Source organism: Kosakonia sp. SOY2 (assembly GCF_027109175.1).
Taxonomy (GTDB): Bacteria; Pseudomonadota; Gammaproteobacteria; order Enterobacterales; family Enterobacteriaceae; genus Kosakonia.
This window is the reverse complement of record NZ_JAPVXH010000001.1, coordinates 1,035,146-1,059,094: the sequence shown is the minus strand read 5'-3', so window position 1 is coordinate 1,059,094 and position 23,949 is coordinate 1,035,146. Positions and strand designations below refer to the sequence as shown.

Genomic DNA, 23,949 nt, shown 5'->3' with positions numbered 1-23,949 from the left:
CATGAAACCCTGTTTTGATCAAAATGGGATGTCTTATTGGCGCGGATTATAAGAACTTGTAAAAAATTGTCGTCGCCGTCACATTTCCGTCCGGCATCAGCGCAAAGCGCGGAATTTCACCCACCCGCTGCCAGCCGCATTGCAGGTAAAAATGTTCCGCCCCGCTGCCGGTGGAAGTATCCAGCACCAGCACGGTTTTGCCGTGCGCCAGCGCCTCACGTTCCAGCGCATCCATCAGACGACGCGCCAGCCCCTGACGGCGGGCTTTTTCATGCACCAGTAACTTTGACACATCGGCGCGATGCGGCTGGTTTTCAGGTTGTTCCAGCACCACCTGCACGGTGCCAACAATTTCCCCTGTATCGTCTTGCGCCACCAGCACAATGCGTTCTCCGCGCGCGGCACTTGCGGCGACGCCGGACCAGAATTGCAGGGATTTCTCACGCGAAAGCGGATGCATAAAACTGACGGAAGCCCCGCCGGAAACGCAGTTTTCCAGCACGTCACAAAGGGAAGGAAGATGTGATGCGAGCGCTTCGCCCGCCAGCGAATGGATATGATAAGTGGTCATTTTTATTCCTTAAAAACAACCACTATCAGCTTTACAACTTATTAACACAAGCCCGGCAAACATAGGTTTTTGTGATGCTTCAGCGGCCGCGGTGGTTGCGCTCTTTCATGGCATACATCTGTTGATCTGCCGCCTTCATCCACGGCTTCAGCTCGCCGCAGCCATTGTGATCAAACTCGCTGATCCCCCAGGAAAACGCCAGTTGCCACGGTTTACCAGAGGTCTGATTCCACGCCTCAACCTGTTCTACCAGATGCTGCATCGCAATCCATGCGCCCTGCTCATCGGTATCGGAAAAGAGGATCGCGAATTCATCGCCGCCGTAGCGCACCCGCAGATCCGCTTCGCGCAGGCTGGCGCTCATTACCGACGCCATCGCTTTCAGCGCTTCATCACCCTCCGCATGACCCCAGGTGTCGTTAATCGTTTTGAAATTGTCGAGATCGATCCACGCCAGCGTTAACGGTTCCGCGCGACGACGCGCGCCCACAATGGCGAACTTCGCCAGGTTTTCAAAACCACGGCGGTTAAATAAACCGGTCAGCTCGTCGGTGGTCGCCGCGCTCATCACCGCAAACTCGTCTTCAACGATCATGGCGAAATCTTTCAGGTAGTCCCGCTCAGCGTCCGTAAACTGCCGTGCGGTGCTATCCACCAGGCAGAATGCGCCAACCACCGCACCGTCCGGCAAACGTAACGGATACCCGGCATAGAAACGGATGTTCATCTCCCCGGTGACCAGCGGATTATCGGCAAAACGATCATCGCCGTGGGTATCCGGAATAATCAACGGTTCGGTATGCAAAATGGTGTGACCACAAAAGGTGATCTTACGCGGGAGCGGTTCGCGCACGGTCCCTGAGGTGGATTTGAAGAAAAGCATCTCTTCATCAACCAGCGTGATCAGCGCCGCGCGGACATCGAACATGCGCTTAGCCAGCCGGGTAAGCCGGTCAAGACGCTCGGTTACGCCGGTTTCCAGAAGCCCGGAGTCGCGCAGCGACGCCAGCCGTTGTTCCTCATCTGCAGGAATAGCAGGTATTTTCATAAAGGGCCGTTTCCATTCTCAGGCTGTTAATGCGCAACACTATAAAAAGTGTCGTTAATTTCACGGCATACAGCATAAAGCGTAGCTTATTCGCTACATTTGTCAGTGCGAGTAGATCTGGTTTTTTCCCAGCCGTTTAGCCTGGTAAAGCGCGTCGTCTGCGGCTTTTAACCAGTCGGTAACACTGTGCATTTCCGGTAGCGCGCTGGCGATACCGATGCTCAACGTACATTTGAACGCATGCTCCTGCATCACTGTCATTACCGCAGCCGCATCCATGATCCGGGTTGCCACCGCATACGCCTCTTCGGCTGGCGTATCGGGCAATAAAATCACAAATTCATCGCCACCGAGGCGCGCGGGCGTGTCCGTTGTGCGGGTGGCAATATGCAAAATTTTCGACACGGTGACCAGTAATGCATCGCCAATTTTATGACCAAAGCGGTCATTCACCTCTTTAAAATTATCAATATCGATAAACATCAACGAGGAGTGGCGCGGTGTCACGTGCAGTTTTTCCAGCTCGTACTGGATCCGTTTTTCCAGCAGGCGGCGATTGGCGATATCAAGCAAAGGATCCATCATCGCAATACGCTCAAGCTCGCGGCTTTTTATCCGCAGTCTGACGGCAATGCTGTCGGTAAGTGCGCTAAGCGCCAGGATATAGATGCCGATGAGCGGCAACGTAGCGAACATCGTCCGCTGTGTCACCTGCAACTCCAGCGGTAAACCGAGCGCCAGCCAGGTAAGTAAGAACGCCGCAAGCATGGCCAGTGCTGCTTTACGCATCAGCACAAACCCGCCCGCCGATAAGCGGTCTGAGAGCAAAATGGTGGCAATCACCACCGAAGGCAGCGGGTTGACCGCCATTAGCGCAATCCAGAACCCGCCAGCGCCAGCGTCAAAGACCAGGTGTTGATGTTCAATTCGCAGCGGCATCTGCGCGTTGCGTGCGCGCAAAAACGCGACGGTAGGCCATAAAAAGGCATTGGCGCACAGTAACGCCACGCTCCATAAGGGGCGCTGCAGTTCAAGAAGGACGGAAAGAATGGGGAAAAAGCAGAGTAGCGTTCCCAGCATACGCATCAGATACATCCGCCTGGCAAAACGTCTGCCTGGGATCCGCTCGTGTTTATTCAAATTATCCGATCCGCTCATAACGCGATGATTCCGCTACGTATACGCAATAATAGTATTGACGATAAAAATTAGTAGCAAGCAATTTAATAAGTTATCGATATTAATTGCCGCTATCGTCATCACCCGCTGCGACACGCGCGGGGAATTATCCGCCGATGGCGCTTTCCGCCATTTCCGGCGCGTTATGTTGAGCATCTGTCGTGCAGTTACGCCCGCGTTTTTTCGAGCGGTAGAGATTTTCATCCGCCACCGCCAGGAGCGCATTGAACGTTGCCGTTAATTGCCCGGCATCGGCTTTACCATGGCTGATACCAATACTGACGGTTAAATGCAGCGTCTGTTGCTGCCAGTTAAACGGATACTGCGCCACTTTTTCGCGCAGCGTTTCCGCCAGGTGTTTACCTTCACTGGCGTCCTGCGTTGTCGCCACGACAGCGAACTCCTCCCCGCCCATGCGGGCGAGCACACCGCGCGTGCCCAGCGCCTGCTGTACTTTTCGCGCAAAGGAGGTCAGCACCCGGTCGCCACATTCGTGGCCGTAGCTGTCATTGACACTTTTGAAGTAATCAATATCCAGCAACATCACGGTGATGTGTTTGTCAGCAAAGCGTTTTGCATCGCGGTTTAACACCTCATACAAACCCGAGCGCGAGTAAACGCGGGTCAGGAAATCGAAATCGGCGCGCAGGGAAACCTGGCGCATCAGGCGGTTTATTGCCTCAACGCTGACCGAGACAATCACCGGGCAAATGGCCATGGTGGCAATCCCCAGGCGCGCGGAGAACATATGCGGGATCTGTAGCGGTGAACTGACGAAAATATTGATATGGCCGCTGGCGACCAGAATTATCTCCAGCCCGCCGGTCAGCAGCGTCACCAGACATGTCAGCGGCAGCGAGTAACGCACCGCACACCAGATCAGCGCCGGGAGCGGAAACGCCAGGCTGCCTGCGCCGCCAATCACGACCGAGGCGACAATCGATACGCCAACGGCAAGCACCGGCATTACATTGCGCATCTCGACGTTCAGCGGTTTACGCGGCCAGCTCATGGTCAGCATACAGGGCAGGATCAGCACGCCTGTTGAGAACTGCTCGCCAAACCAGTCGGCCAGCAGCAGGCCAAACCCCTGACCATTGATCCCCACGGAGCCCAGCGCGCCAAAAAACGCACACAGCAGCGCGGCAAGCAGACAGTAGCCAAAGAGTTTCAGCGCGTTAACCGGCTCCGGCGCTTTGGTCATCTGGTTACGTTCAAGCCCGATAAGCTGCGCCATGGTGATGATAAACACCATATTGGAGAAGTTGATAATCAGCGACGCCATACCCCAGGACGTGGTGATGGCGTCATAGACCAGCATGGCAACGTAGCTAATCAGGTAGTAATGCCAGCGCTGCAACCAGGCATAACGCGCGAAAACACCGGCCATCACCGCATTAAGCGGCCAGAAGAGGGAAAGCTCTTCGACCAGGCGCATCATCGCGCCCAGCAAATAAAACAGCGTTGTCAGGATAAACACCATGACCGCATTGGTGTACGGCGTCTCTTTCCGAAAAGGACGGAAAGGGGATGAAAAAAGTGCACGCATCAAATCTCAATCCATATCACTAACGTTGGCTATCGGCCCGCAACACGCGGCGCTGGCTTACACGGCGCTTATCAGCGCGGCGCATTCATCTGCATTACCAGCCACTGGTATATCACCGCAACAATGTAGTGTTGTTGCGATTCAGTTAGCGCCTGACCATGCGGGATGTTGTGCCACTTTTCCAGACATCCCCGACAGCAGGTAGCCGTGGCATGCTGAGCGATAAATACCGGGTGGCCGCGCATCGGCGTCTGTTTGCCATCATTTTGTGGGTACGCTGGCGCAAGGCGTTTAGCAACGAAATCCGCCGCGTGGGAAGCAATCACTTCCGCACCTTTATCCAGACAGTACTGGCGTTCTTTCACCCCGAGGCGAAAACGCGAACGGAATGTTGACCGTCCCAGCCGGGCAAACAACGGCGCGAAATCATTCATCAATAGACCGATCTCCCCAGTTTTCGCGTTAACGCTTCCAGCACCGCAACACCAGCCAGTGAATTGCCCGCTTCATCCAGCTCCGGGCTCCAGACCGCAATTGCCATCTCATGCGGCACAATGGCGACGATCCCGCCGCCGACGCCGGATTTCGCCGGTAAGCCGACGCGCCAGGCAAACTCCCCGGCGTTCTGGTACATGCCGCAGGTCGCCATCAGGGCATTAATCTGCCGCGCCTGCATCGGCGTCACCACCGGCGCCGCCTGCTGGGCGCTGTGTCCGCCATCGGCGAGGAATAAAAAAGTGCGCGACAATTCGGCACAGCTCATTTTGAGCGCGCAATAGTGGAAGTAGTTCTGTAACACGGTGGCGACATCGTTATGAAAATTACCGAAGGACTTCATCAGCCAGGCAATGGCCATATTGCGGGCGGAGTGCTCGAATTCAGATCGCGCGACCATGCTGTCGTAGGCGATATCCGGCGCGGCGCAGAGTTTGCGCACAATTTCCAGCATGCGCTGACGCGGCGCGCTAAGGCGGCTTTGCAGCATATCGCACACCACCAGCGCCCCGGCATTGATAAAGGGATTACGCGGCTTGCCCTGCTCGATTTCAAGCTGTAACAAGGAGTTAAACGGTTGACCGGAGGGATCTTTGCCCACCCGCTGCCAGATCTCCTCTTCCGCGTAGTGGTTCATCGCCACCACCAGACTCAGCACTTTGGAAATTGATTGTATTGAGAAACGCTCGTCGGCATCACCCGCCTGGAAGTGTTCGCCCTGCACGGTGCTGATGGCAATGCCCAATTTGTTGCCGCTCACCGACGCCAGCGCCGGAATATAATCCGCAACCTTGCCGCGCCCCAACAGCGGGCGTACCTCAGCGAGCACCGCCTCCAGCACGCCGTTATCCATCACCGTTGCCACTCTGACTCCTTGCTACCCACAGGCCAAAAATGGCCTGCGAGTATAACAGAGGCGAATACGTTGCGTCAGGCAGGAAGTCGAAAACGCGCAACCGCTTGCATCAATTGATGAGAATCGTTGTGCAATTTTTCCGACGCTTCGGTGGCCGTCGAGACCAGTTCCCCGGTGCGGCGGGCAACGTTGTTAAGCGAGTGCAGGCGGCGCGTCATTTTGTGAATGCTGTCGCCCTGGCTGAGGGTGGCGGCAGAAATTTCGCTCAGTACGCCGCTTAAATGCCCGACCAGCCCGGTGACCTGCTGCAGGTTATCCTCAAGGCGGCTCACCGCCTGGGTGCCGTCGTTGATGCCCTGTAAGGAGTGATTGATCAATTGCTGAATGGTTTGCGTGGAGTGGCTGCTCTTGCGCGCCAGCAGCCCCACTTCTTTCGCCACCACCGCGAAGCCGCGACCGTGGTTGCCGGCATGCGCCGCTTCAATCGCCGCGTTCAGCGCCAGAATATTGGTCTGGAAAGCGACACCATCAATCATCGCTACAATATTGCGCATCTCCGCCGAACGCTCGACGATCTCGCGCATCGATTGATTCACCGTATCCATCATTCGATCGCCACCGGCGGCCACTTCCCGCGCCTCATCGGCCTGTTTGCGCGCCTGCTCAGCAAAACCGGTATTACCTTCCACATGGGATTCCAGCGTGGCGATATGCTCGGTCACATCCGTCAATTCCTGCGCCTGTTTCGCCGACTGCTGATAAAGCGACTGGTTATCCTCAGCGAGGCGGCGAATGGTATCGACCATCGACGAGGTGGCGTCGCTGACTTGCATCACCAGTTGCTGCAACCCTTGCTGCATAGTGCCGATGCTGAGGCCGAGCTGGTCAACTTCACGGTTAAAGCGTTTCACCGGCGGAAGCGTCGTACCCAGATCGCCTGCCGCCAGGATATTGATATGGGCTATCAGGCTGCGCAGCGGCGTGATCACCCAGCGCGACATGGCAAACCAGACCAGCACCGCAATCACCACCAGCAGCGCAGGCACCAGCACAAACACATGCTGTAACTGCGCAAGGTTCGCCATCAGCGCCTGGCGTCCCTGCTCGGCGCGCGCTTCGCTGGCCTGCTGGAAACGGGCATAGTTGTCATTGAAATCAGCCTGGAACGCCTGCGCCGGCACGGCGAAGAAGGCGTCAATCGACTGGGTTTTCACCAGCCCGTCGGCCTGCTCTTTTAACGCGCCGTAGAAAAGCTGATAGCTGTTAATCAGCGCCTCATCTTTAGGCGGGTTGAGCGCCAGCCACGCTTGCCAGGCCTTTTGCGAGGTCTCCAGGGCCTTATGGGTTTCATCCATCAGGCTGTGCCAGCTCCCTTCCGAGCCGGTTTCTTTATCCTGCATAAAATAGACGCCCGCCCGGTTGAGCAGATCGCTTGCCGTCAGGAGCGCAATGCGCGCTTCATCGACCCGAACCTGTTGCAGGTGCGCTTGCTGGTTGAGTTGTTCATTATGCTGGGCGTTATGGAGTGACGCGGAAAGGACAAACGAGGAGGCGATTTGCAGGGCCGAAAACAAGCCAATAATGCAGAAAATCCCGGCGAGCAAACCAAACTGTCGTGGAGAAACACGCCGCAAAATACGGCGGAAAATTTGCTTTAAGTTCATGATATTCTTCTATAACCACAAAGTTGCCGTGAGTCTACAAAAGGATCATGACAGGTCCATGACAGCCAGCAATGACGCGCCCCGCCGGGGCGCGTTTAGCTTACAGACGATCTTTCCACACCGTCTGGATATTGCAAAACTCATGCAGACCGAAGTGGGAAAGCTCGCGGCCAAAACCACTCTTTTTCACGCCGCCAAAGGCCACGCGGGCATCGCTGGCGCTGTAGCCGTTGATAAACACACCGCCGCACTCAAGCTGTTCGGCAAAACGTTGCGCCTGCGCAGGATCGGCGGTAAAGACGGTAGCCGACAAGCCGAAATCACTGTTGTTTGCCAACGCCAGCGCATGCTGTGCATCACGTGCGGTCGAGATAGCGGCGACCGGGCCAAACAGCTCCTGGCGAAACGCGGTCATCTCTGGTGTCACACCGCTCAGTACGGTGGCCGGGTAGTAATTCCCCTCACCCGCCAGTTTCTCACCGCCCAGCAGCAACGTTGCGCCCTCGTTGATACTGGCTTCGACCTGCGCATGCAGCTCGTCACGCAGATCAAAGCGCGCCATCGGCCCGAGATAATGCTCTTCTTCGTCCGGTGCGCCCTGTTTTAACGCGGCGACAGCGGCAACAAATTTCTCCGTAAAGGCCTGCGCAATGCCCTCTTCGACGATAAAACGTTTGGCGGCGGCGCAGACCTGTCCGGTGTTCTGGTAGCGCCCTGCTACCGCGGCTTTCACCGCCAGTTCAAGATCCGCATCGTTGAGCACAATAAAAGGATCAGAACCGCCGAGTTCAAGGACGCATTTTTTCAGCGCCGCCCCCGCCTGCGCGCCAATAGCCGCTCCCGCACGCACGCTGCCGGTCACGGTAATGGCGGCGATGCGCGGATCGTTAATCGCCTGGCTCACACCGTCATTGGTGGCATTCACCCAGCCAAAAACGCCCTGCGGAACGCTGGCCTCAGCGAAGATCTCACCTATTAACGCCGCGCAACCCAGCACGTTTGGCGCATGTTTAAGCAGGTAGCTGTTGCCCGCCAGCAGGATCGGTACCGCACCGCGCAGCACCTGCCACAATGGGAAGTTCCACGGCATCACCGCCAGAATCGGTCCCAGTGGGCGGTACTCAATGGTTGCCCGCTGCTGTTCGACCTGCGTCAGCTCACTGCCAAGCATCGCAGGGCCATGATCCGCGTACCAGTCACACAGCGCGGCAGACTTATTCACTTCCGCGCGCGCCTGCAAAATCGGTTTGCCCATCTCCTGGCGGATCATCTGCGCCATCTCTTCCCCGCGTTTGCGCAGCGCATCGCCGAGGCGACGTAAGGTTTGCGCACGTTCGCTGAGCGGCAACAGCCGCCACTGGCGATAACCGCTGGTAGCCAGTTCAATTGCCGTATCGACCTCTTCACGGCTGGCCCAGGGGGTTGCGCGCAGGGTTTCACCGGTGGCCGGGTTGATGGAAAGCGCGTGCGTGATTGAGGAAACAGGCATAAATACTCCGCTAAATGTGTTCAGGACTTGCGCAAGGATGACGCAATTTGTTATTTCTGAAAACTGAATAATATTAACCACTCTGTTCACAAAGAGAGAATGGCATGGACTTAACCCAGCTTGAGATGTTTAACGCCGTGGCGCAGACCGGCAGCATTACCCAGGCGGCGCAGAAGGTGCACCGCGTGCCGTCGAACCTGACGACGCGCATTCGCCAGCTGGAGTCCGATCTCGGCGTGGATCTGTTTATCCGCGAAAACCAGCGCCTGCGCCTTTCTCCCGCCGGGCACAGTTTTTTGCGCTACAGCCAGCAGATCCTCGCGCTGGTCGATGAAGCGCGGATGGTGGTCGCCGGTGATGAACCGCAAGGGCTGTTCTCGCTCGGCGCGCTGGAAAGCACCGCTGCGGTGCGCATTCCGGCGACGCTGGCACAGTACAACCAGCGCTATCCGCGCATTCAGTTCGATCTCGCCACCGGCCCTTCCGGCACCATGATCGATGGTGTGCTGGAGGGGCGGCTAAGCGCGGCGTTTGTTGACGGCCCGATTATGCATCCCGGCCTGGAAGGCATTCCGGTTTACCGCGAAGAGATGATGATCGTCGCGCCTGTCGGCCATGAGGTGATTACCCATGCGGCTCAGGTAAACGGCGCCAGCATTTACGCGTTTCGCGCCAACTGCTCCTACCGCCGCCATTTTGAAAGCTGGTTTCACGCCGATCGCGCCACGCCCGGTAAAATTCACGAGATGGAGTCTTACCACGGCATGCTGGCGTGCGTGATTGCCGGAGCGGGCCTGGCGCTGATCCCGCGCAGTATGCTGGAAAGCATGCCCGGTCATCACCAGGTGGAAGCCTGGCCGCTGGCGGAGAACTGGCGCTGGCTCACCACCTGGCTGGTGTGGCGGCGCGGCGCGAAAACCCGCCATCTGGAGGCGTTTATTGCCCTGTTGAATGCGGCTCCGCAACCAGCGACTTCTGCATAAAAATACTCAGCGGATCGGCGCTGTACGGCGCGAAAGGCTCACATATTTGGTAACCGCAGCGCTGATACAGTTTCACTGCCGCGTGCTGTTCAATGCCGGTTTCCAGCCGCAAGGTATGACACGATTTCCCGGCGGCTGCCTGCTCCAGCGCCGCGAGCAATTTTTCCCCCAGCCGCTGGCCGCGATGGCGGGGATCGATAAACACCCGTTTCATCTCGCCGCTGCCGTCGTGGTTGAGCACCACTGCGCCGCAGCCGACGGCCTCGTCGTGATGCATAATTTTGCGCAAAATCAGCGTTCCGGCAGGTAATGCCGCGAGATCAAGCAGATGGTTACTCTCTGCCGGGTAAAGTGCGCTCTGGTAGGCGTCCAGAGCAGCGATCAGCGCAATCAGATCCGGTTGCGTGGCCGCGGCATCAACAATGCGGTACATAGCAGGCTCCTTGTTATTAGCCTGTTAAAAATAAACAAGAATTTGCTACCGCCGTCATATGAATAACCTATAGCTACGCCTCCTGAGATTGCGCTCCTGAGAATATAGGTTGTACCTTACGCAACATACGATGCAGAAAATGGAATACTCATGAACACCAAAGCCCGGAAAGTGATGATTATTGGCACAGGCAATGTCGGCGCATCTGCTGCTTATGCCCTGCTAAACCAGAACATTTGTGAAGAGTTAATTCTGGTAGATTTAGACCAGCAACGGGTGGAAGGCCACGCCCAGGATCTGGCGGATGCCGCCGCATATATGCCCGGAATGATGACCATTTCCACCCGCCCGGTTGAAGATTGCGCGGATGTGGATATTGCGGTGATCACCGTTTCCGGCGGCGCGTTAAAGCCAGGGCAAACCCGCCTTGATGAGCTGGCCAACACCGCGCGGATCGTTAAAAATATTGTGCCATCCATGATGGCAAACGGTTTTAACGGCATTTTTCTGGTGGCGACCAACCCGTGCGACATCATTACCTGGCAGGTGTGGAAACTTTCCGGGCTTCCGCGCAACCAGGTGATTGGCACCGGCGTCTGGCTGGATACCACCCGCTTACGCCGCGCGCTGGCCCAGGCGCTGGATATTGGCGCGCAAAGTATCGATGCGTTTATCCTTGGCGAGCATGGCGACACGCAGTTTCCGGTGTGGTCGCACTCGTCAGTATACGGTTCGCCGATTGCCGATGTTTACCGGCGCAAAACCGGCCAGCGGCTGGATGTTGACGCGCTGGCCGACAAAGTACGCCGCCACGGCTTTGAGATTTACTCCCGTAAAGGCTGTACGGAGTACGGCATCGCCGGCACCATCGCCGAGATCTGCCGCAATATCTTCACCGGCAGCCACCGCGCACTGGCAATCTCCTGCATTCTTGACGGGGAATATGGCGTCAGCGACGTGGCGATTGGCGTACCGGCCGTGCTGGCGCAAAACGGCGTTCAGCAGATTATTGAACTGCAACTGGAAGGTGACGAAGTGGCGAAATTCAACCACTCCGCCGAAGTTATCAAAGCGAATATTGCCCGCTTGCCCTGACTGGCGCCGTTAACCGGCCAGGTAACGTTGTCAGCTGCTGGCGGATCCCGGCGCTACGCTGCGTATCGGTAATGATATCGGTCAGCGAATCGGGATTCGCCACGTTAAACAGCGACCACGCGCCATCTTTACTGCTGTCCGCCAGCGCCCCCCGGCGTTTGGCGTTAACAATCAAATCGTGTTTCAGCGCCGCTTTCTCCTCCGTCTGCGCGGAGATACCGCGCGGCAAATCCCAGCCGTTACGGCTGAAAAGCGCCAGATCCGGCCAGATATTTTGCGGCAGTTTACGCCGGTGCTCGCCAATGCAGGACTGGCTGCGCCCGCCGATGATCGTCACTTCTGTCCGTTTGAATTCCGACAGAAACAGCGCAATGAGCCGAAAGAAACTCGCCCGGCGTTACTGCCGGACGGTTTTTAGCGTAAGAACACTTTGCCCAACAGATAGAGCGTTGCCTGGCCGCCAATCAGGACGCGATCGCCGCGCCATTCACAGCGCAAATCGCCGCCGCGCGCGGAGACCTGCCGCGCCTGCAGGCTGTTTTTACCCAGTTTTTCGCCCCAGTACGGGATCAACATGCTGTGCGCCGAACCGGTCACCGGATCTTCTGCCACCGATTCACCCGGGCAGAAAAAGCGGCTGACAAAATCGACGTTCTCACCGGGCGCGGTCACGCAGACCATCTTGCCAAGCGGTTTCATTGCCGCGATATCCGGCGTTAAGGCTTCTACCTGCGCCTGGTTTTCCAGCACCACCAGATAATCCCGCGCCACGCGCACTTCTTTCGCGCGTTCAATACCCAGCGTTTTCAGCAGCAGCGCCGGTGGCTGGCTTACCGTTTCTGTCGACCAGGCCGGGAAATCCAGCGTCAGCCAGTCGCCATTGCGGCTCACTTTAAGTTCCCCCACAAAGCGGGTGGTGAAGAGGATTTCAGTATCCGGGTAATCGAGATATTCAAAGATCACGTGCGCGGCGGCGAGGGTCGCGTGGCCGCAGAGATTGATCTCATCCTGCGTGGTAAACCAGCGCAGCTCAAAACCGCTATCGTTACGCACGAAGAAGGCGGTTTCGGACTGATTATGCTGTTGCGCCATGCGCAGCAGCACATCATCGGCTAACCATTCGGTCAGGGGACAGACGGCGGCGGCATTACCGCCAAATGTGCGGTCGCTAAAGGCGTCGACCATATAAAAATCGATGGTTTGCATAGCATTTCCTCTTTTTCGTCTTCTGTTTTTGAGCGCTATTCGGAAACGTTGCAACTGGTATTTTCCCCATGAATAAAAAGTGAGATCCACATCACAAAATGTTTGTATTTTCGCCAGCAAAGGCAGTAAGATCGTGACCTCTTCTTTTCGCCAACCAACCCCCCAATACCCTTATGACTACGAATACCGTTTCACGAAAAGTCGCGTGGCTGCGGGTAGTGACGCTTGCTGTCGCCGCATTTATTTTTAACACCACCGAATTCGTGCCTGTGGGTTTGCTGTCGGATATCGCGCAGAGCTTCGACATGGAAACCGCGCAGGTGGGGATCATGTTAACCATCTATGCCTGGGTTGTGGCGTTAATGTCGCTGCCCTTTATGCTGCTCACCAGCCAGATTGAGCGCCGTAAGCTGTTGATTGCGCTCTTTGTGCTGTTTATCGCCAGCCATGTGTTGTCGTTCCTCGCCTGGAGTTTTGAGGTGCTGGTTATCAGCCGCATCGGCATTGCTTTCGCCCACGCCATTTTCTGGTCGATTACCGCCTCGCTGGCCATTCGCCTGGCGCCAGCCGGGAAAGGTGCGCAGGCGTTGAGTTTGATCGCCACCGGCACCGCACTGGCGATGGTGCTCGGGCTGCCAATTGGCCGTATCGTCGGGCAGTATTTCGGCTGGCGTACCACCTTTTTTGCTATCGGTATGGGCGCGCTGGTCACGCTGGTGTGCCTGGTGAAACTGCTGCCCGCGCTGCCGAGCGAACATTCGGGTTCGCTGAAAAGCCTGCCGGTGCTGTTCCGTCGCCCGGCGCTGATGTGCATCTATTTGCTCACCGCCGTGGTGGTTACCGCGCATTACACGGCTTACAGCTACATTGAGCCGTTCGTACAAAATGTGGCGGGCTTCAGCGCCAATTTCGCCACCCTGCTGCTGTTAGTGCTTGGTGGTGCCGGCATTATTGGTAGCGTGCTGTTCGGCAAGTTGGGGAATCAGCACGCCTCTGGCCTGGTGTGCAGCGCGATTGGTCTGCTGGTAATATCGCTGGTGATGATGCTGCCCGCTTCCGGTAGCGAAATGCATCTGGCGGTGCTGAGCGTGGTATGGGGCATAGCGATTATGATTATCGGCCTGGGTATGCAGGTCAAAGTGCTGGCGCTGGCCCCGGATGCAACCGATGTGGCGATGTCACTGTTTTCCGGCATTTTTAACATTGGTATCGGCGCGGGTGCGCTGGTCGGCAACCAGATAAGCCTGCACTGGTCGATGAACGTGATCGGTTACGCCGGGGCGATCCCGGCGATTGCCGCGCTGGTGTGGGCGGTGGTGATTTTCCGCCGCTGGCCGGTGAAGCTGGAAGAGCAAACCCACGCCAGCCACGTGTAAACCGCGCCGGTTACTGCGCGGCAGCGACAACCTCATCCATCACCGTGGTTTGCCAGTCAAACCACGGATTCCAGGTCAGGCGGGCATGAATTTTGTTCGCCTCGACCAGCCCCCAGTCTGAATACCACACCGTTTCACCCGCCAGACAGCGCTTTGCCGCCTCTTCTGACTGACCATTCGCACAGAGCAGCACGCTGCCTTTACGTCCGTACAGCGGATTACGGGGCGAAAAGAGCACCGACATATGGGAAAACTGGCTGATGCGATCCTGCGGCAGATAATCCGTTTTTACCCGTAAGCGAGACATTTTTGCCGCTTCCGCCGGGGGTGTACCGTACCAAATCACACGGCTGGCCGGGTGGGTAAAGCGGCGATCGAACTGATCGAGGATCCAGCGGGTGTTGAGCACCGAATCATGCCCGGTTAACACCAGCAGCGCCGGTTTTGTCCACGGCTTACGCGCAAGCAGCCGCTGCGCGCTGGCGCTGGTGCGCCAGAACTGGGCGAAACCGTTGGTCGGCACACGTAAGTAGCGGGTGGCGATTTGCTGCGGGAAAATAGCGCTCGGCGGACGCAACCAGTCGCGAAACAACGCTACTGTCGGAGCGAGAAAATCGTAACCAGTACTGGATTTGAACGCCGGGGAAAACAGCAGCAGCCCCTGCACGTTGTCATGCGCCATCGCATATTCCAGTGCCAGATTCCCGCCAGTGGAAAAACCGCCGAGCCAGAGGGCATCGACCTCTTTGCCCAGAATATCGGCCTGCTCGCGCACCACTTGCCGCCATTGAGCAACATCGACATCCAGCAGATCAGCAGGTCGCGTACCGTGGCCTGGCAACAGCACGGTGCGCACCAGAAAGCCCTGTTTTGCCAGTTCGGGGGCTATATCCACAAACGATCCTGGCCCGTCGCCCAGGCCGTGGATCAGCAAAATGCCTTTATGCGCAGGCTTCGCCGGACGCCACTCCTGTGGTGTGTTGAGCCGCAGTTCGCTCGCTTTATCCAGCGTCTGAAACGCCCGGTGCGCGGCAACAAAATCGCGCGTTTGCTGTTGATACTCAGTGAAACTTTTTTGCGCCAACGGCGGTTGCACGCCGGGGCGCTGCTGACAGCCGGTTAGCGCAACCAGCGCCACAACCAGCCAGGAGAGAAATGTGCGCATCAGGCTCCGGCATGAAAAGTGGTGATGATTTCCAGCACGCCATTAATGATAAATTGCACGCCCATACAGACCAGCAGAAAGCCCATCAGCCGCGAGATAGCTTCTATACCGCCCTTGCCCACCAGCCGCATGATCGCCCCGGAGCTGCGCAGGCTTACCCATAATATCAGCGCCACAATGGCAAAAATCAGCGTTGGCGCAACGGTGATGACCCATTCGGGAAACTCAGCGCCGTGGCGAATGGTCGAGGCGGAACTGATGATCATAGCGATGGTGCCAGGCCCGGCGGTGCTCGGCATGGCCAGCGGCACAAAGGCGATATTGGCGCCGGGCTCCTCTTCCAGCTCTTCTGACTTGGTTTTCACTTCTGGCGCCTGATGCGGCTTTTGCGCCGGAAACAGCATGCGAAAACCGATAAACGCCACGATCAATCCCCCGGCGATGCGCAACCCCGGAATGGAGATACCGAAGGTGTTCATCACCACCTGACCGGCGTAGTACGCCACCATCATAATAATGAAGACATAAACCGAGGCCATCCGCGCTTGGTGGTTGCGCTGCGCGCTGTTCATATTGCCCGCCAGCCCTAAAAACAGCGCCACGGTGGTCAACGGGTTTGCCAGCGGTAGCAATACCACCAGCCCAAGGCCAATGGCTTTAAAAAGTTCCAGCATCTGACGGTCACTCCTTGCAAGGTCAAAACCCCGCCAGTATAGCCATAACGCGGCGGCAATGGCATGCCCGCGCGCGGCTCGCGTCTTGATTAAATGATTACTTTCAGTGCGTTACGAATGGATTTTTTTCCAGACATGAAACGTTTTAGCAAATAGTGGCATCGTGGATTCATTCGGTTGACTTATATTTGCCTGAGCAATAATATCTGCCGTGACTAATCTACTTGCCGGGGCAACCATTGTGAAAAGCACGAATGATCTATTTAACGACATCATTCCTCTTGGCCGCTTGATCCACATGGTTAACCAGAAAAAAGATCGTTTACTCAACGACTACCTGTCGCCGCTGGATATCACCGCCACCCAGTTTAAGGTGCTCTGCTCTATCCGCTGCGAAGTGTGTATCACCCCGGTAGAACTGAAAAAAGTGCTTTCCGTCGATCTCGGCGCCCTGACCCGCATGCTGGACAGACTGGTGTGCAAAGGCTGGATCGAACGTAACCCGAATCCGAATGACAAGCGCGGCGTGCTGGTGCGGTTAACCGCCGAAGGCGCGACGCTGTGTGAGCAATGTCATCAATTAGTAGGGCATAACCTGCACCAGGAATTAACTAAAAACTTAACGACAGAAGAAGTGGCAACCCTTGAGTATTTGCTCAAGAAAATTTTGCCGTAAAAAAACAAAGAGGTATGACGATGTCCAGACGCAATACTGACGCTATCACTATTCATAGCATTTTGGACTGGATCGAGGACAACCTGGAATCGCCGCTGTCGCTGGAAAAAGTGTCAGAGCGTTCAGGTTACTCCAAGTGGCACCTGCAACGGATGTTTAAAAAAGAGACTGGTCATTCGCTGGGCCAGTACATTCGCAGCCGCAAACTGACGGAAATTGCGCAAAAGCTCAAGGGAAGTAATGAGCCGATCCTGTATCTGGCAGAGCGTTACGGGTTTGAATCGCAACAAACCTTAACGCGCACGTTTAAGAACTATTTCGACGTGCCGCCGCATAAATTCCGCGTGACGGATATTCCGGCAGAGTCCCGGTATCTGTTCCCGCTGAATCACGCTTGTTAATTTAATCGCCTGCAGTAAAAAGACGTATCGAGGAAAGTATGAAACGTATCGCCTGTGCCGCTGTCACCCTGATGGTGCTGTTATCCGGCCAGAGTTATGCGGAGCAAGTTAATCATCCCGCACAGCAGAACAACCGTGACGCGATGATTTTACCCACCGCCCAGCAAACATCGCCTTTTGATTTTAACCATATGGGCGTGGGTAGTGACAAATCCGACGCATTAGGTGTGCCGTATTACCATCAGCGCAGCTAAACGTCTTGCCCCGCATCACGCGGGGCTTTTTTTATGCTTACGCCCGCACCAGACTGCGCAGACGAAAACCAAACACATTGATATACAGCCCCGCCATCACCAGCACGGCCCCTACCAGTTGTAACGCAGATAGCGTCTCACCCAGCAATAACGCGGCACTCGCCATACCGACCACCGGCACCAGCAGCGACAGCGGCGCCACACGCCAGGTTTCGTAGCGCCCCAGCAGCGTACCCCAGATGCCATACCCGAGGATCGTGGCGACAAACGCCAGATAGACCAGCGACAACAGCGTGGTGAAATCAATGCTGACCACGCTTTGCAGCATCAGCGCCGGACCGTCGAAAATCAGCGAAGCGACCATAAACGGTACGATGGGGATCAGCGCGCTCCAGACCACCAGCGACATGATCGCCGGGCGCGAGCTGTGCTGCATGATTTTTTTGTTGAAGATATTGCCGCAGGCCCAGCAAAACGCCCCCGCCAGCGTCAACAGGAACCCCAGCAGCGGAACATGCTGACCGTTCAGGCTGGACTCGATCAGCACCAGCACGCCCAGTACCGCAAGCGTGATGCCAACCAGTTGTTTTATCTGTAAACGTTCGCCAAACACGCCGGCGCCGAGAATAATGGTGAAAAACGCCTGCGCCTGTAACACCAGCGACGCCAGCCCTGCGGGCATGCCAAACTTGATGGCGCAAAACAGAAATGCGAACTGCCCGAAGCTGATTGTCAGGCCGTAGCCGAGCAACAACCGCAGCGGCACCTTTGGTCGCGCGACGAACAGAATGGCCGGAAAGGCCACCAGCACAAAGCGTAACCCGGCCAGCATCAACGGCGGCATATTGTGCAGGCCAACTTTGATCACCACAAAATTCAGCCCCCACGCTACAACTACCAGCATCGCCAGCAGGACATCTTTACGCGTCATTCTTCGCCCTTGTGTTTTTTAAACTTTTGTAAAAAATTTACGTTAACGCAAAAAGTTGTACAGCGACAGATCATTAATTCAGGTAGGGCAGTTTGGGCATTTCCCGACAAAACTGCGGTTGTACATCACACTTTATGCATGTTAAAGCTGTACCCATCACAAAAAAATATAACAACACCATGTCGGGCAGGAACATGACCATCAAGCAAACACGCTCCACCGCCGCGTTACTGGCATCTTCACTTTTATTAACCATCGGACGCGGCGCCACGCTGCCGTTTATGACCATCTACCTGAATCGCCAGTACGGGATGGCGGTCGATCAGGTCGGTTACGCGATGTCTATTGCGCTGACAATCGGCGTGGTGTTCAGCCTTGGCTTCGGCATGCTGGCAGACAAGTTCGATAAAAAGCGCTATATGCTGCTGGCGATTATCGCCTTTATAGCCGGTTTTGCGGCGATCCCGCTGTCACACCATGCCGGGTTAGTGGTGCTGTTTTTTGCCCTGATTAACTGCGCTTACTCGGTGTTTTCCACCGTATTGAAGGCCTATTTCGCCGACACACTCGCGCCTGCGGCGAAAGCGAAAATTTTCTCGCTCAACTACACGGTGCTGAATGTCGGCTGGACCGTTGGCCCGCCGCTTGGCACGTTGCTGGTCATGCAGAGCATTAATTTGCCCTTCTGGCTGGCGGCTATCTGTGCGGCCTTTCCGCTGGTGTTTATTCAGCTGTTTGTACGCCGCGTCGCGGTTGGCGAAAGCCCCGATAACTCTATGGCGTGGGATCCTTCCGTGTTGCTGAAAGATAAAGCGCTCGGCTGGTTTACCTTATCGAACTTTCTCGCCTCGTTTGTCGCCGGCTCTTTTGCTTCCTGCCTGTCACAATATGTGATGACGGTCGCCAGCAGCGAGTTCGCCGAACGCGTGGTGGCCGTAGTGCTGCCGGTCAACGCCGCGATTGTGGTCACCTTGCAGTATGCGGTTGGCCGTAAACTCAGCGCCTCCAACCTGCGTCCGGCGATGGCCATTGGCACTTTCAGTTTTGTTATCGGCCTTATCGGTTTTATGTTATCCGGCGATAACCTGTGGCTCTGGGGGCTTTCCGCCGCGGTGTTTACGCTGGGAGAAGTGATCTATGCCCCCGGTGAATATATGTTGATCGATAACATCGCGCCGCCGGGAATGAAAGCGACCTACTTCTCGGCGCAGGCGCTGGGCTGGCTCGGCGCGGCAATGAACCCATTACTTACCGGGGTTATCCTGACCACGCTGCCCGCGGCCTCACTGTTTGTCATTCTGATGGTGACCATCATTGTGGCCTGGCTGATGATGCTCAAAGGCGTGCAGGCACGGCCGCTCGGCGGATTGCAGGCGCAATAATAAAAGCGGCGCACGGAGCGCCGTTTTTTATTTACCATACCTGTTCGGCGATTTTCGTTACCAGCCGTACTTTGTCCCACTGCTGGGCAGGCGTGAGCGTGTTGCCCTCTTCGGTAGAGGCAAAACCGCACTGAGGGCTGAGGCAAATCTGGTTGATATCGACAAACTTCGCCGCTTCCTGAATTCGCGCTTTTACCCCTTCCGGGTTTTCCAGCTCGCCATTTTTGGTGGTGATAAGCCCCAGCACCACCTGCTGTTTGCCCGGACGGACAAAACGTAGCGGTGCGAAATCGCCGGAACGATCGTTGTCATATTCGAGGAAGAACGCATCAACATTCACGCTGCCGAACAGCACTTCTGCCACCGGCTCGTAACCGCCTTCGGAGATCCAGGTGGAGCGGAAATTACCGCGGCACACATGCAGACCAATGGTTAAATCGTCCGGTTTACCTTCCAGCACTTTATTAATCACGCGGGCATAAATGCGCGCCAGTTCATCGGGATCGTCGCCACGTTCGCGGATCTGGCGACGCTGGTCATCAGAGCAGAGATATGCCCAAACCGTATCATCCAGTTGCAGATAGCGGCAGCCTGCGGCATAGAACGCCTGGATCGCATCGCGCCAGGTGGTCGCCAGATCGTCAAAGTAAGCGTCAAGCTGCGGATAAACCGTGGCGTCGATATCTTTACGCCCGCCGCGAAAGTGCAGCACGCTTGGGCTGGGAATGGTCATCTTCGGTTGCGCGGTGCCGCTGATGCTTTTCAGGAAGCGAAAATCTTCCAGCATTGGGTGATTGCCAAAGCCTAATTTACCGGTGACGCGCACGCCGTGGGCTTTGGTTTGCACACCATTAAACTGAATGCCTTTATCGGCGTCGTAACGTTCCACACCTTCGAGGCCATCGAAGAAGTCAAAATGCCACCAGGCACGGCGAAACTCGCCATCGGTGACGACATGCAGACCGCAGGCACATTGCTGCTCAACCACCTGACGAATCGCATCATCTTCAACACGGCGCAACTGCTGAGCGTTGATTTCACCCTGCGCAAACTGCTGGCGTGCCTGCTTGATCTCGTCCGGGCGCAAGAAACTGCCGACTACGTCTGCACGGAATGGGGCCTGATGTCGCTGCATATTGCTCTCCTCTGCGCCGGAATGATTGACCGGCGTGATAATTCACTATTTGAATCTTTAGACTTCTGGATGTCTAAATGTCCAAAGAAAATGTCATAGCGCAGGAAAAGCAGCAACCGAGAAAATTTCACGGCACATGAAAAAATTTCAACTTAGTGCCGTGAAAGGTGAAGAAATGGCTTACAACGCTCCCGTACCGCTGGCAAAGGTATAGCCTTCATCTTCCCAGCCGGTGATACCACCAATCATGATTTTCACCGCCAGCCCCATGCGCGCCAGTTTCAGCGCCGCGCGATCGGCACCATTGCAGTGCGGTCCGGCGCAATAGACCACGAACAGCGTATCGGCGGGCCATTGCGCCATGCGCTCCGCCGTCATCTCGCTATGTGTCAAATGCAATGCCCCCGGCAGGTGACGGCGGGCAAAAGTCTGCGGGTTGCCCACTACATGCAGTAACACAAAATCCTGCTCGCCGTGGGTAATCGCATGGTGGACATCGGCGCAATCCGTTTCCACGCTCAAACGGCGTAGAAAATGGAGGGCGGTTTCTTCCGGTGATGCTGCGGGAACTTCAGTTACGTAGCTCATCGTTTTTTCTCCTTGTTTGTGTTAACACTAATTTAACCAACACAGGACTAACTCACTGCCCCCTTCTATGCCAGATAACACCAGGATAATGACAACTTCACGACACACCCCTGCCCGCCACCGCGTAGTCGCGCTGGCCTATGATGGGCTTTGCACCTTTGAATTTGGCGTCGCAGTGGAGATTTTCGGTCTGCCGCGCCCGGAGCTTGGCGATAACTGGTATACGTTTACCGTTGCCGCCGTGGATGAGGGCGAACTGCGCGCCACAGGCGGTATCCGCGTGATGGCGGCAGGCGGACTGGAACTGCTTGCGCAAGCGGACACCATTGTGGTTCCGGGCTGGCGCGGTGCCCAGGTGCCTGTTCCGCCTGCATTATGCAGCGCGCTGTATCAAGCCTGGCAGCGCGGCTGCCGGGTGATCTCTATCTGTTCTGGAGTGTTTGTGCTGGCGGCGGCCGGGTTGCTTAATGGTCGCAAGGCCACCACCCACTGGCGCTATACCGACATGCTGCGGAAAGCCTACCCGGCGATTATCGTGCTGGATGACGCCCTCTATTACGATGAAGGAAATGTGATGACCTCGGCGGGCAGCGCGGCGGGGATCGATTTATGCCTGCACGTCGTGCGCGAGGATTTCGGTATTGAGGTCGCGAATAATGTCGCCCGGCGGCTGGTGGTGCAGCCGCACCGGGATGGCTCGCAAACCCAGCAGCTTCAACGCCCGGTCGCCCGCACGCGCGAGAGCCGCCAGTTAGGACAGCTGTTCGATTTCCTTCATCAACATCTGACAGGCAGCCACACGGTAGCGTCACTGGCGAAACAAACGGGCATGAGCCCGCGTACGTTTTTGCGCCGTTTCGAAGAATCAACAGGAACCACCCCCGCCCGCTGGATTTTGCAGGAGCGATTACGCCGGGCTGAAGATTTACTCATTCACTCACGGATGAGTATTGAGCTGATTGCCGGGCACAGCGGATTCGCGACTGCGGCATCACTGCGCCACCATTTTCAGCAGCAGCGTGGAATATCCCCGGCGGCATACCGCAAAAAATTTAGCGCCGCGGCGAAATAATTCACGCTATTCATCTTTTATTGAGGTTAAGCAGGCTATTCTTTCTCCATCGCGGCCACCAATTAAGGTAAGAGAGGCAAGTTGGTTAATTAAATGGAGAGTTGACACCATGGCAAATATGCATGTTTTTATCGCAGTACTGGGCATTATTGTTTTTTCCGGGTTCCTTGCTGCTTATTTCAGCCACAAATGGGATGACTGATGATCGCTGATAATCCCCCGCCGATATGGCCCCTTGCGAAAACACGTAAGGGGCCATTTCTTTTTGTACGCTTTGCGCAAACAGACAAAAAAAAACCGCCCTTAAAAGGCGGCCAATGCTTGCATGGATAGATTGCTGTTTTTCTACGCGCTAACTTAAACGACGGGTTAGCGGACTGCCAACCAATCTAGCATTGCCTTCCTCAATAAAACCTAAACAAGTGCTGAACGCGTGGCGCTCGCGTCATGGCTGAAACGGGTTTCATCGAAACGTTTTTCTGCGGGGAGTGCTCTTTTGCTATTGAAATTACAGAAGATATATCTTCCGGCGTATAAAGTTTGTGATAACGTCGGATCACCATTTCACAGACCGGAGGGGTTATCCCCAATATCAAATTTAAATGCCCGGTTTGCAGCAGCCAGAAGTTTTTATTTACCACATTCTGCCCGGGTCAACGTTTGCCTCATGGGGCCATTTGCTCGGTTTGTGGCGCAAGGCTTACAGCCAGATCCTGTATACCTGTTCTTCGAAGAAGGCGGTGGCCAAAACAAGTGTTATAGGAAGGGCCTCATTTGAGGCCCTTTTAATTTCCTTTATTCAGGCGTTTTTCGCTTTCCCTAAAGAAAAGCCGCTCACTTTCGCAATATGTACGCGCAATATTGTTCCTTTTACGCTCGTCCAACCGCCATTTCCCGTCATCCACGACGGATCTTTAATATGTAAATAGTTAAGCGGAATATCGTGTCCCTCTTCAACGCGATAATCATTAGCCAGATCATCAAAGAAAAGCGCGATGGAATTTTTCAGCGACGCGTCATCCCCCTGAATAGATCGAATCGATTTCGCGGTATATAACGCATATTCCTGGCCGGATACGAGCTCACCCGCCACCACCTGGCCGCCAACAACCAGCGTCACCACCATGCCCGCGCCGAGATTGGCACAGGAAACCAGATGGGATAAGGCGCTATCCTGAGTGCTCACTGTGGGAGCGGCAGTTTCTGAAACTTCACGTTCATTTGCCATTTACACCTCCGCGTACCGCATGAAAAAACCGCCCGCGGGCGGTTGTTGATCAATAGAATTTCCGGATGGCTTGTTCAGTTTCCTGCTGGCTGACCAGGTCAGAAAATCGGGCAACGAGGAAGGTTTCTCCGTCAAGCTCCCAGGGTTCAATTGGGATTTCAAGAAAAGAGCTTTGCTCATTTTTAAACGTGACCGATTTTGCATTATCTTCCACGGTCACGTTTTCAACCTTACCACCGGCGCGTATTACCACTACATTTTTGGTCATGTCGGTTACCTCAGTTGCTTAAATAGCACTCGACATTAGCACAGCCACTTTCTCAATGCCTGCGTAATGCCACAGAATGTTAAGCCGTAAAATCAGGTTCTTTAATTTGGCTTAATGAGAGGGATAACGCTATGCCAGGAAGTGTGAACCAGCCCGCAATTTAATAAATGAAGTGGGTAAAAACAGGGATTTGAACCGTGGTGATTTAAGAAAAACGCCAGAGGCCTTTAA

The 23,949-nt window shown here is 55.7% G+C and carries 26 protein-coding genes and 1 pseudogene; 9 read left to right on the top strand and 18 right to left on the bottom strand.

Going from position 1 to position 23,949, the window contains the following annotated elements; genetic code table 11:
- Positions 1–46: 46 nt before the first annotated feature.
- From O3S68_RS05050 to sad, 8 genes are all read right to left on the bottom strand, one after another.
- Positions 47–571 carry a GNAT family N-acetyltransferase gene (locus O3S68_RS05050; RefSeq protein ID WP_097406798.1) on the bottom strand — a complete coding sequence of 175 codons (525 nt, stop codon included), beginning with the start codon at positions 569–571 and terminating at the stop codon, positions 47–49.
- A gap of 79 nt (positions 572–650) precedes the next feature.
- Entirely contained in the window at positions 651–1,619 is a 969-nt protein-coding gene (locus O3S68_RS05045; RefSeq protein WP_045508548.1) for a sensor domain-containing diguanylate cyclase, read from the bottom strand.
- A gap of 102 nt (positions 1,620–1,721) precedes the next feature.
- Positions 1,722–2,714: a sensor domain-containing diguanylate cyclase gene (locus O3S68_RS05040; RefSeq protein ID WP_016496158.1), complete on the bottom strand. Its 993-nt coding sequence runs from the start codon at positions 2,712–2,714 to the stop codon at positions 1,722–1,724.
- Between the two features lie 190 nt (positions 2,715–2,904).
- Positions 2,905–4,347 carry a GGDEF domain-containing protein gene (locus O3S68_RS05035; protein ID WP_269230928.1) on the bottom strand — a complete coding sequence of 481 codons (1,443 nt, stop codon included), beginning with the start codon at positions 4,345–4,347 and terminating at the stop codon, positions 2,905–2,907.
- A gap of 71 nt (positions 4,348–4,418) precedes the next feature.
- A complete protein-coding gene (locus O3S68_RS05030) occupies positions 4,419–4,781 on the bottom strand; it encodes a DUF4186 domain-containing protein (RefSeq protein ID WP_016496160.1) in 363 nt (120 codons plus the stop codon).
- Positions 4,781–5,707 carry a glutaminase B gene (glsB, locus tag O3S68_RS05025; protein ID WP_045508560.1) on the bottom strand — a complete coding sequence of 309 codons (927 nt, stop codon included), beginning with the start codon at positions 5,705–5,707 and terminating at the stop codon, positions 4,781–4,783. The genes O3S68_RS05030 and glsB overlap by 1 nt, the downstream gene beginning before the upstream one ends.
- A 65-nt stretch (positions 5,708–5,772) precedes the next feature.
- Positions 5,773–7,362 carry a methyl-accepting chemotaxis protein gene (locus tag O3S68_RS05020; RefSeq protein WP_269230927.1) on the bottom strand — a complete coding sequence of 530 codons (1,590 nt, stop codon included), beginning with the start codon at positions 7,360–7,362 and terminating at the stop codon, positions 5,773–5,775.
- Between the two features lie 100 nt (positions 7,363–7,462).
- On the bottom strand, positions 7,463–8,851 hold the full coding sequence (gene sad / locus O3S68_RS05015; RefSeq protein WP_269230926.1) for a succinate-semialdehyde dehydrogenase: 1,389 nt from the start codon (positions 8,849–8,851) through the stop codon (positions 7,463–7,465).
- 104 nt (positions 8,852–8,955) lie between these two features.
- Between sad and ptrR the strand changes: the two genes are divergently transcribed.
- Positions 8,956–9,834 carry a putrescine utilization regulator PtrR gene (gene ptrR / locus O3S68_RS05010; protein ID WP_016496164.1) on the top strand — a complete coding sequence of 293 codons (879 nt, stop codon included), beginning with the start codon at positions 8,956–8,958 and terminating at the stop codon, positions 9,832–9,834.
- Here the strand turns inward: ptrR and O3S68_RS05005 are convergent.
- Positions 9,788–10,267 (bottom strand): GNAT family N-acetyltransferase, encoded by a 480-nt coding sequence (locus O3S68_RS05005; protein ID WP_269230925.1) that lies wholly within the window; start codon positions 10,265–10,267, stop codon positions 9,788–9,790. The genes ptrR and O3S68_RS05005 overlap by 47 nt on opposite strands.
- A 150-nt stretch (positions 10,268–10,417) precedes the next feature.
- Here O3S68_RS05005 and O3S68_RS05000 point away from each other — a divergent pair, with 150 nt between their 5' ends.
- Complete coding sequence (locus tag O3S68_RS05000) at positions 10,418–11,362, top strand: L-lactate dehydrogenase (RefSeq protein ID WP_016496166.1); 945 nt, start codon at positions 10,418–10,420, stop codon at positions 11,360–11,362.
- On the opposite strand, the pseudogene O3S68_RS04995 reads toward O3S68_RS05000, so the two are convergent.
- A pseudogene (locus tag O3S68_RS04995) lies at positions 11,334–11,735 on the bottom strand (DeoR/GlpR transcriptional regulator); the annotation flags it as partial. The gene O3S68_RS05000 and the pseudogene O3S68_RS04995 sit on opposite strands and share 29 nt — an antisense overlap.
- A 41-nt stretch (positions 11,736–11,776) precedes the next feature.
- On the bottom strand, positions 11,777–12,568 hold the full coding sequence (locus tag O3S68_RS04990; RefSeq protein ID WP_045508569.1) for a PhzF family phenazine biosynthesis protein: 792 nt from the start codon (positions 12,566–12,568) through the stop codon (positions 11,777–11,779).
- 173 nt (positions 12,569–12,741) lie between these two features.
- Between O3S68_RS04990 and O3S68_RS04985 the strand changes: the two genes are divergently transcribed.
- Positions 12,742–13,944: a sugar transporter gene (locus tag O3S68_RS04985; RefSeq protein ID WP_269230924.1), complete on the top strand. Its 1,203-nt coding sequence runs from the start codon at positions 12,742–12,744 to the stop codon at positions 13,942–13,944.
- A 10-nt stretch (positions 13,945–13,954) separates the two neighbouring features.
- On the opposite strand, the gene O3S68_RS04980 is transcribed toward O3S68_RS04985, so the two are convergent.
- Entirely contained in the window at positions 13,955–15,109 is a 1,155-nt protein-coding gene (locus tag O3S68_RS04980) for an alpha/beta hydrolase (protein WP_016496170.1), read from the bottom strand.
- A complete protein-coding gene (locus O3S68_RS04975; RefSeq protein ID WP_045508578.1) occupies positions 15,109–15,783 on the bottom strand; it encodes a MarC family NAAT transporter in 675 nt (224 codons plus the stop codon). The genes O3S68_RS04980 and O3S68_RS04975 overlap by 1 nt, the downstream gene beginning before the upstream one ends.
- A gap of 241 nt (positions 15,784–16,024) precedes the next feature.
- Between O3S68_RS04975 and marR the strand changes: the two genes are divergently transcribed.
- The 3 genes from marR to marB are packed head-to-tail and all read left to right on the top strand — an operon-like array spanning position 16,025 to position 17,114.
- Positions 16,025–16,459, top strand: coding sequence for a multiple antibiotic resistance transcriptional regulator MarR (gene marR, locus O3S68_RS04970; RefSeq protein ID WP_269230923.1), 435 nt, complete (start codon positions 16,025–16,027; stop codon positions 16,457–16,459).
- 20 nt (positions 16,460–16,479) lie between these two features.
- Entirely contained in the window at positions 16,480–16,860 is a 381-nt protein-coding gene (gene marA, locus O3S68_RS04965; protein ID WP_016496173.1) for an MDR efflux pump AcrAB transcriptional activator MarA, read from the top strand.
- Between the two features lie 38 nt (positions 16,861–16,898).
- Positions 16,899–17,114, top strand: a complete 216-nt coding sequence (gene marB, locus O3S68_RS04960) for a multiple antibiotic resistance protein MarB (protein WP_016496174.1) — start codon at positions 16,899–16,901, stop codon at positions 17,112–17,114.
- A 37-nt stretch (positions 17,115–17,151) separates the two neighbouring features.
- On the opposite strand, the gene eamA is transcribed toward marB, so the two are convergent.
- Positions 17,152–18,045, bottom strand: coding sequence for an O-acetylserine/cysteine exporter (eamA, locus tag O3S68_RS04955; protein ID WP_016496175.1), 894 nt, complete (start codon positions 18,043–18,045; stop codon positions 17,152–17,154).
- Positions 18,046–18,239: 194 nt separating this feature from the next.
- Between eamA and ydeE the strand changes: the two genes are divergently transcribed.
- Positions 18,240–19,427 carry an efflux MFS transporter YdeE gene (gene ydeE / locus O3S68_RS04950; protein ID WP_269230922.1) on the top strand — a complete coding sequence of 396 codons (1,188 nt, stop codon included), beginning with the start codon at positions 18,240–18,242 and terminating at the stop codon, positions 19,425–19,427.
- A gap of 31 nt (positions 19,428–19,458) precedes the next feature.
- Here ydeE and O3S68_RS04945 read toward each other — a convergent pair whose 3' ends face one another.
- Positions 19,459–20,562 (bottom strand): cobalamin-independent methionine synthase II family protein, encoded by a 1,104-nt coding sequence (locus tag O3S68_RS04945; protein WP_269230921.1) that lies wholly within the window; start codon positions 20,560–20,562, stop codon positions 19,459–19,461.
- A gap of 180 nt (positions 20,563–20,742) precedes the next feature.
- Positions 20,743–21,150 (bottom strand): rhodanese-like domain-containing protein, encoded by a 408-nt coding sequence (locus tag O3S68_RS04940; protein WP_016496178.1) that lies wholly within the window; start codon positions 21,148–21,150, stop codon positions 20,743–20,745.
- Between the two features lie 67 nt (positions 21,151–21,217).
- Between O3S68_RS04940 and ftrA the strand changes: the two genes are divergently transcribed.
- Both ftrA and mgtS read left to right on the top strand, forming a co-directional pair.
- Positions 21,218–22,222, top strand: coding sequence for a transcriptional regulator FtrA (ftrA, locus tag O3S68_RS04935; protein ID WP_442913098.1), 1,005 nt, complete (start codon positions 21,218–21,220; stop codon positions 22,220–22,222).
- A gap of 109 nt (positions 22,223–22,331) precedes the next feature.
- A complete protein-coding gene (gene mgtS, locus O3S68_RS04930; RefSeq protein ID WP_016496180.1) occupies positions 22,332–22,424 on the top strand; it encodes a protein MgtS in 93 nt (30 codons plus the stop codon).
- 597 nt (positions 22,425–23,021) lie between these two features.
- Here mgtS and O3S68_RS04925 read toward each other — a convergent pair.
- Positions 23,022–23,450: a hypothetical protein gene (locus O3S68_RS04925; RefSeq protein ID WP_016496182.1), complete on the bottom strand. Its 429-nt coding sequence runs from the start codon at positions 23,448–23,450 to the stop codon at positions 23,022–23,024.
- A gap of 49 nt (positions 23,451–23,499) precedes the next feature.
- Positions 23,500–23,718, bottom strand: a complete 219-nt coding sequence (locus tag O3S68_RS04920; RefSeq protein WP_007374905.1) for a hypothetical protein — start codon at positions 23,716–23,718, stop codon at positions 23,500–23,502.
- Positions 23,719–23,949: the final 231 nt, after the last annotated feature.

Excerpts from the sequence above, each read along its gene's own strand:
- O3S68_RS04925 (WP_016496182.1), bottom strand. The coding sequence starts at position 23,450 with ATGGCAAATGAACGTGAAGTTTCAGAAACTGCCGCTCCCACAGTGAGC.
- O3S68_RS05045 (WP_045508548.1), bottom strand. The coding sequence starts at position 1,619 with ATGAAAATACCTGCTATTCCTGCAGATGAGGAACAACGGCTGGCGTCG.
- O3S68_RS04920 (WP_007374905.1), bottom strand. The coding sequence starts at position 23,718 with ATGACCAAAAATGTAGTGGTAATACGCGCCGGTGGTAAGGTTGAAAAC.
- O3S68_RS04985 (WP_269230924.1), top strand. The coding sequence starts at position 12,742 with ATGACTACGAATACCGTTTCACGAAAAGTCGCGTGGCTGCGGGTAGTG.
- marA (WP_016496173.1), top strand. The coding sequence starts at position 16,480 with ATGTCCAGACGCAATACTGACGCTATCACTATTCATAGCATTTTGGAC.
- ptrR (WP_016496164.1), top strand. The coding sequence starts at position 8,956 with ATGGACTTAACCCAGCTTGAGATGTTTAACGCCGTGGCGCAGACCGGC.
- mgtS (WP_016496180.1), top strand. The coding sequence starts at position 22,332 with ATGGCAAATATGCATGTTTTTATCGCAGTACTGGGCATTATTGTTTTT.
- sad (WP_269230926.1), bottom strand. The coding sequence starts at position 8,851 with ATGCCTGTTTCCTCAATCACGCACGCGCTTTCCATCAACCCGGCCACC.
- O3S68_RS05050 (WP_097406798.1), bottom strand. The coding sequence starts at position 571 with ATGACCACTTATCATATCCATTCGCTGGCGGGCGAAGCGCTCGCATCA.
- O3S68_RS05005 (WP_269230925.1), bottom strand. The coding sequence starts at position 10,267 with ATGTACCGCATTGTTGATGCCGCGGCCACGCAACCGGATCTGATTGCG.
- O3S68_RS05020 (WP_269230927.1), bottom strand. The coding sequence starts at position 7,362 with ATGAACTTAAAGCAAATTTTCCGCCGTATTTTGCGGCGTGTTTCTCCA.
- O3S68_RS05040 (WP_016496158.1), bottom strand. The coding sequence starts at position 2,714 with ATGTATCTGATGCGTATGCTGGGAACGCTACTCTGCTTTTTCCCCATT.
- ftrA (WP_442913098.1), top strand. The coding sequence starts at position 21,218 with ATGCCAGATAACACCAGGATAATGACAACTTCACGACACACCCCTGCC.
- O3S68_RS04980 (WP_016496170.1), bottom strand. The coding sequence starts at position 15,109 with ATGCGCACATTTCTCTCCTGGCTGGTTGTGGCGCTGGTTGCGCTAACC.
- O3S68_RS04940 (WP_016496178.1), bottom strand. The coding sequence starts at position 21,150 with ATGAGCTACGTAACTGAAGTTCCCGCAGCATCACCGGAAGAAACCGCC.
- eamA (WP_016496175.1), bottom strand. The coding sequence starts at position 18,045 with ATGACGCGTAAAGATGTCCTGCTGGCGATGCTGGTAGTTGTAGCGTGG.
- O3S68_RS05035 (WP_269230928.1), bottom strand. The coding sequence starts at position 4,347 with ATGCGTGCACTTTTTTCATCCCCTTTCCGTCCTTTTCGGAAAGAGACG.
- O3S68_RS05000 (WP_016496166.1), top strand. The coding sequence starts at position 10,418 with ATGAACACCAAAGCCCGGAAAGTGATGATTATTGGCACAGGCAATGTC.
- O3S68_RS04945 (WP_269230921.1), bottom strand. The coding sequence starts at position 20,562 with ATGCAGCGACATCAGGCCCCATTCCGTGCAGACGTAGTCGGCAGTTTC.
- O3S68_RS04975 (WP_045508578.1), bottom strand. The coding sequence starts at position 15,783 with ATGCTGGAACTTTTTAAAGCCATTGGCCTTGGGCTGGTGGTATTGCTA.
- O3S68_RS05030 (WP_016496160.1), bottom strand. The coding sequence starts at position 4,781 with ATGAATGATTTCGCGCCGTTGTTTGCCCGGCTGGGACGGTCAACATTC.
- O3S68_RS04990 (WP_045508569.1), bottom strand. The coding sequence starts at position 12,568 with ATGCAAACCATCGATTTTTATATGGTCGACGCCTTTAGCGACCGCACA.
- ydeE (WP_269230922.1), top strand. The coding sequence starts at position 18,240 with ATGACCATCAAGCAAACACGCTCCACCGCCGCGTTACTGGCATCTTCA.
- marB (WP_016496174.1), top strand. The coding sequence starts at position 16,899 with ATGAAACGTATCGCCTGTGCCGCTGTCACCCTGATGGTGCTGTTATCC.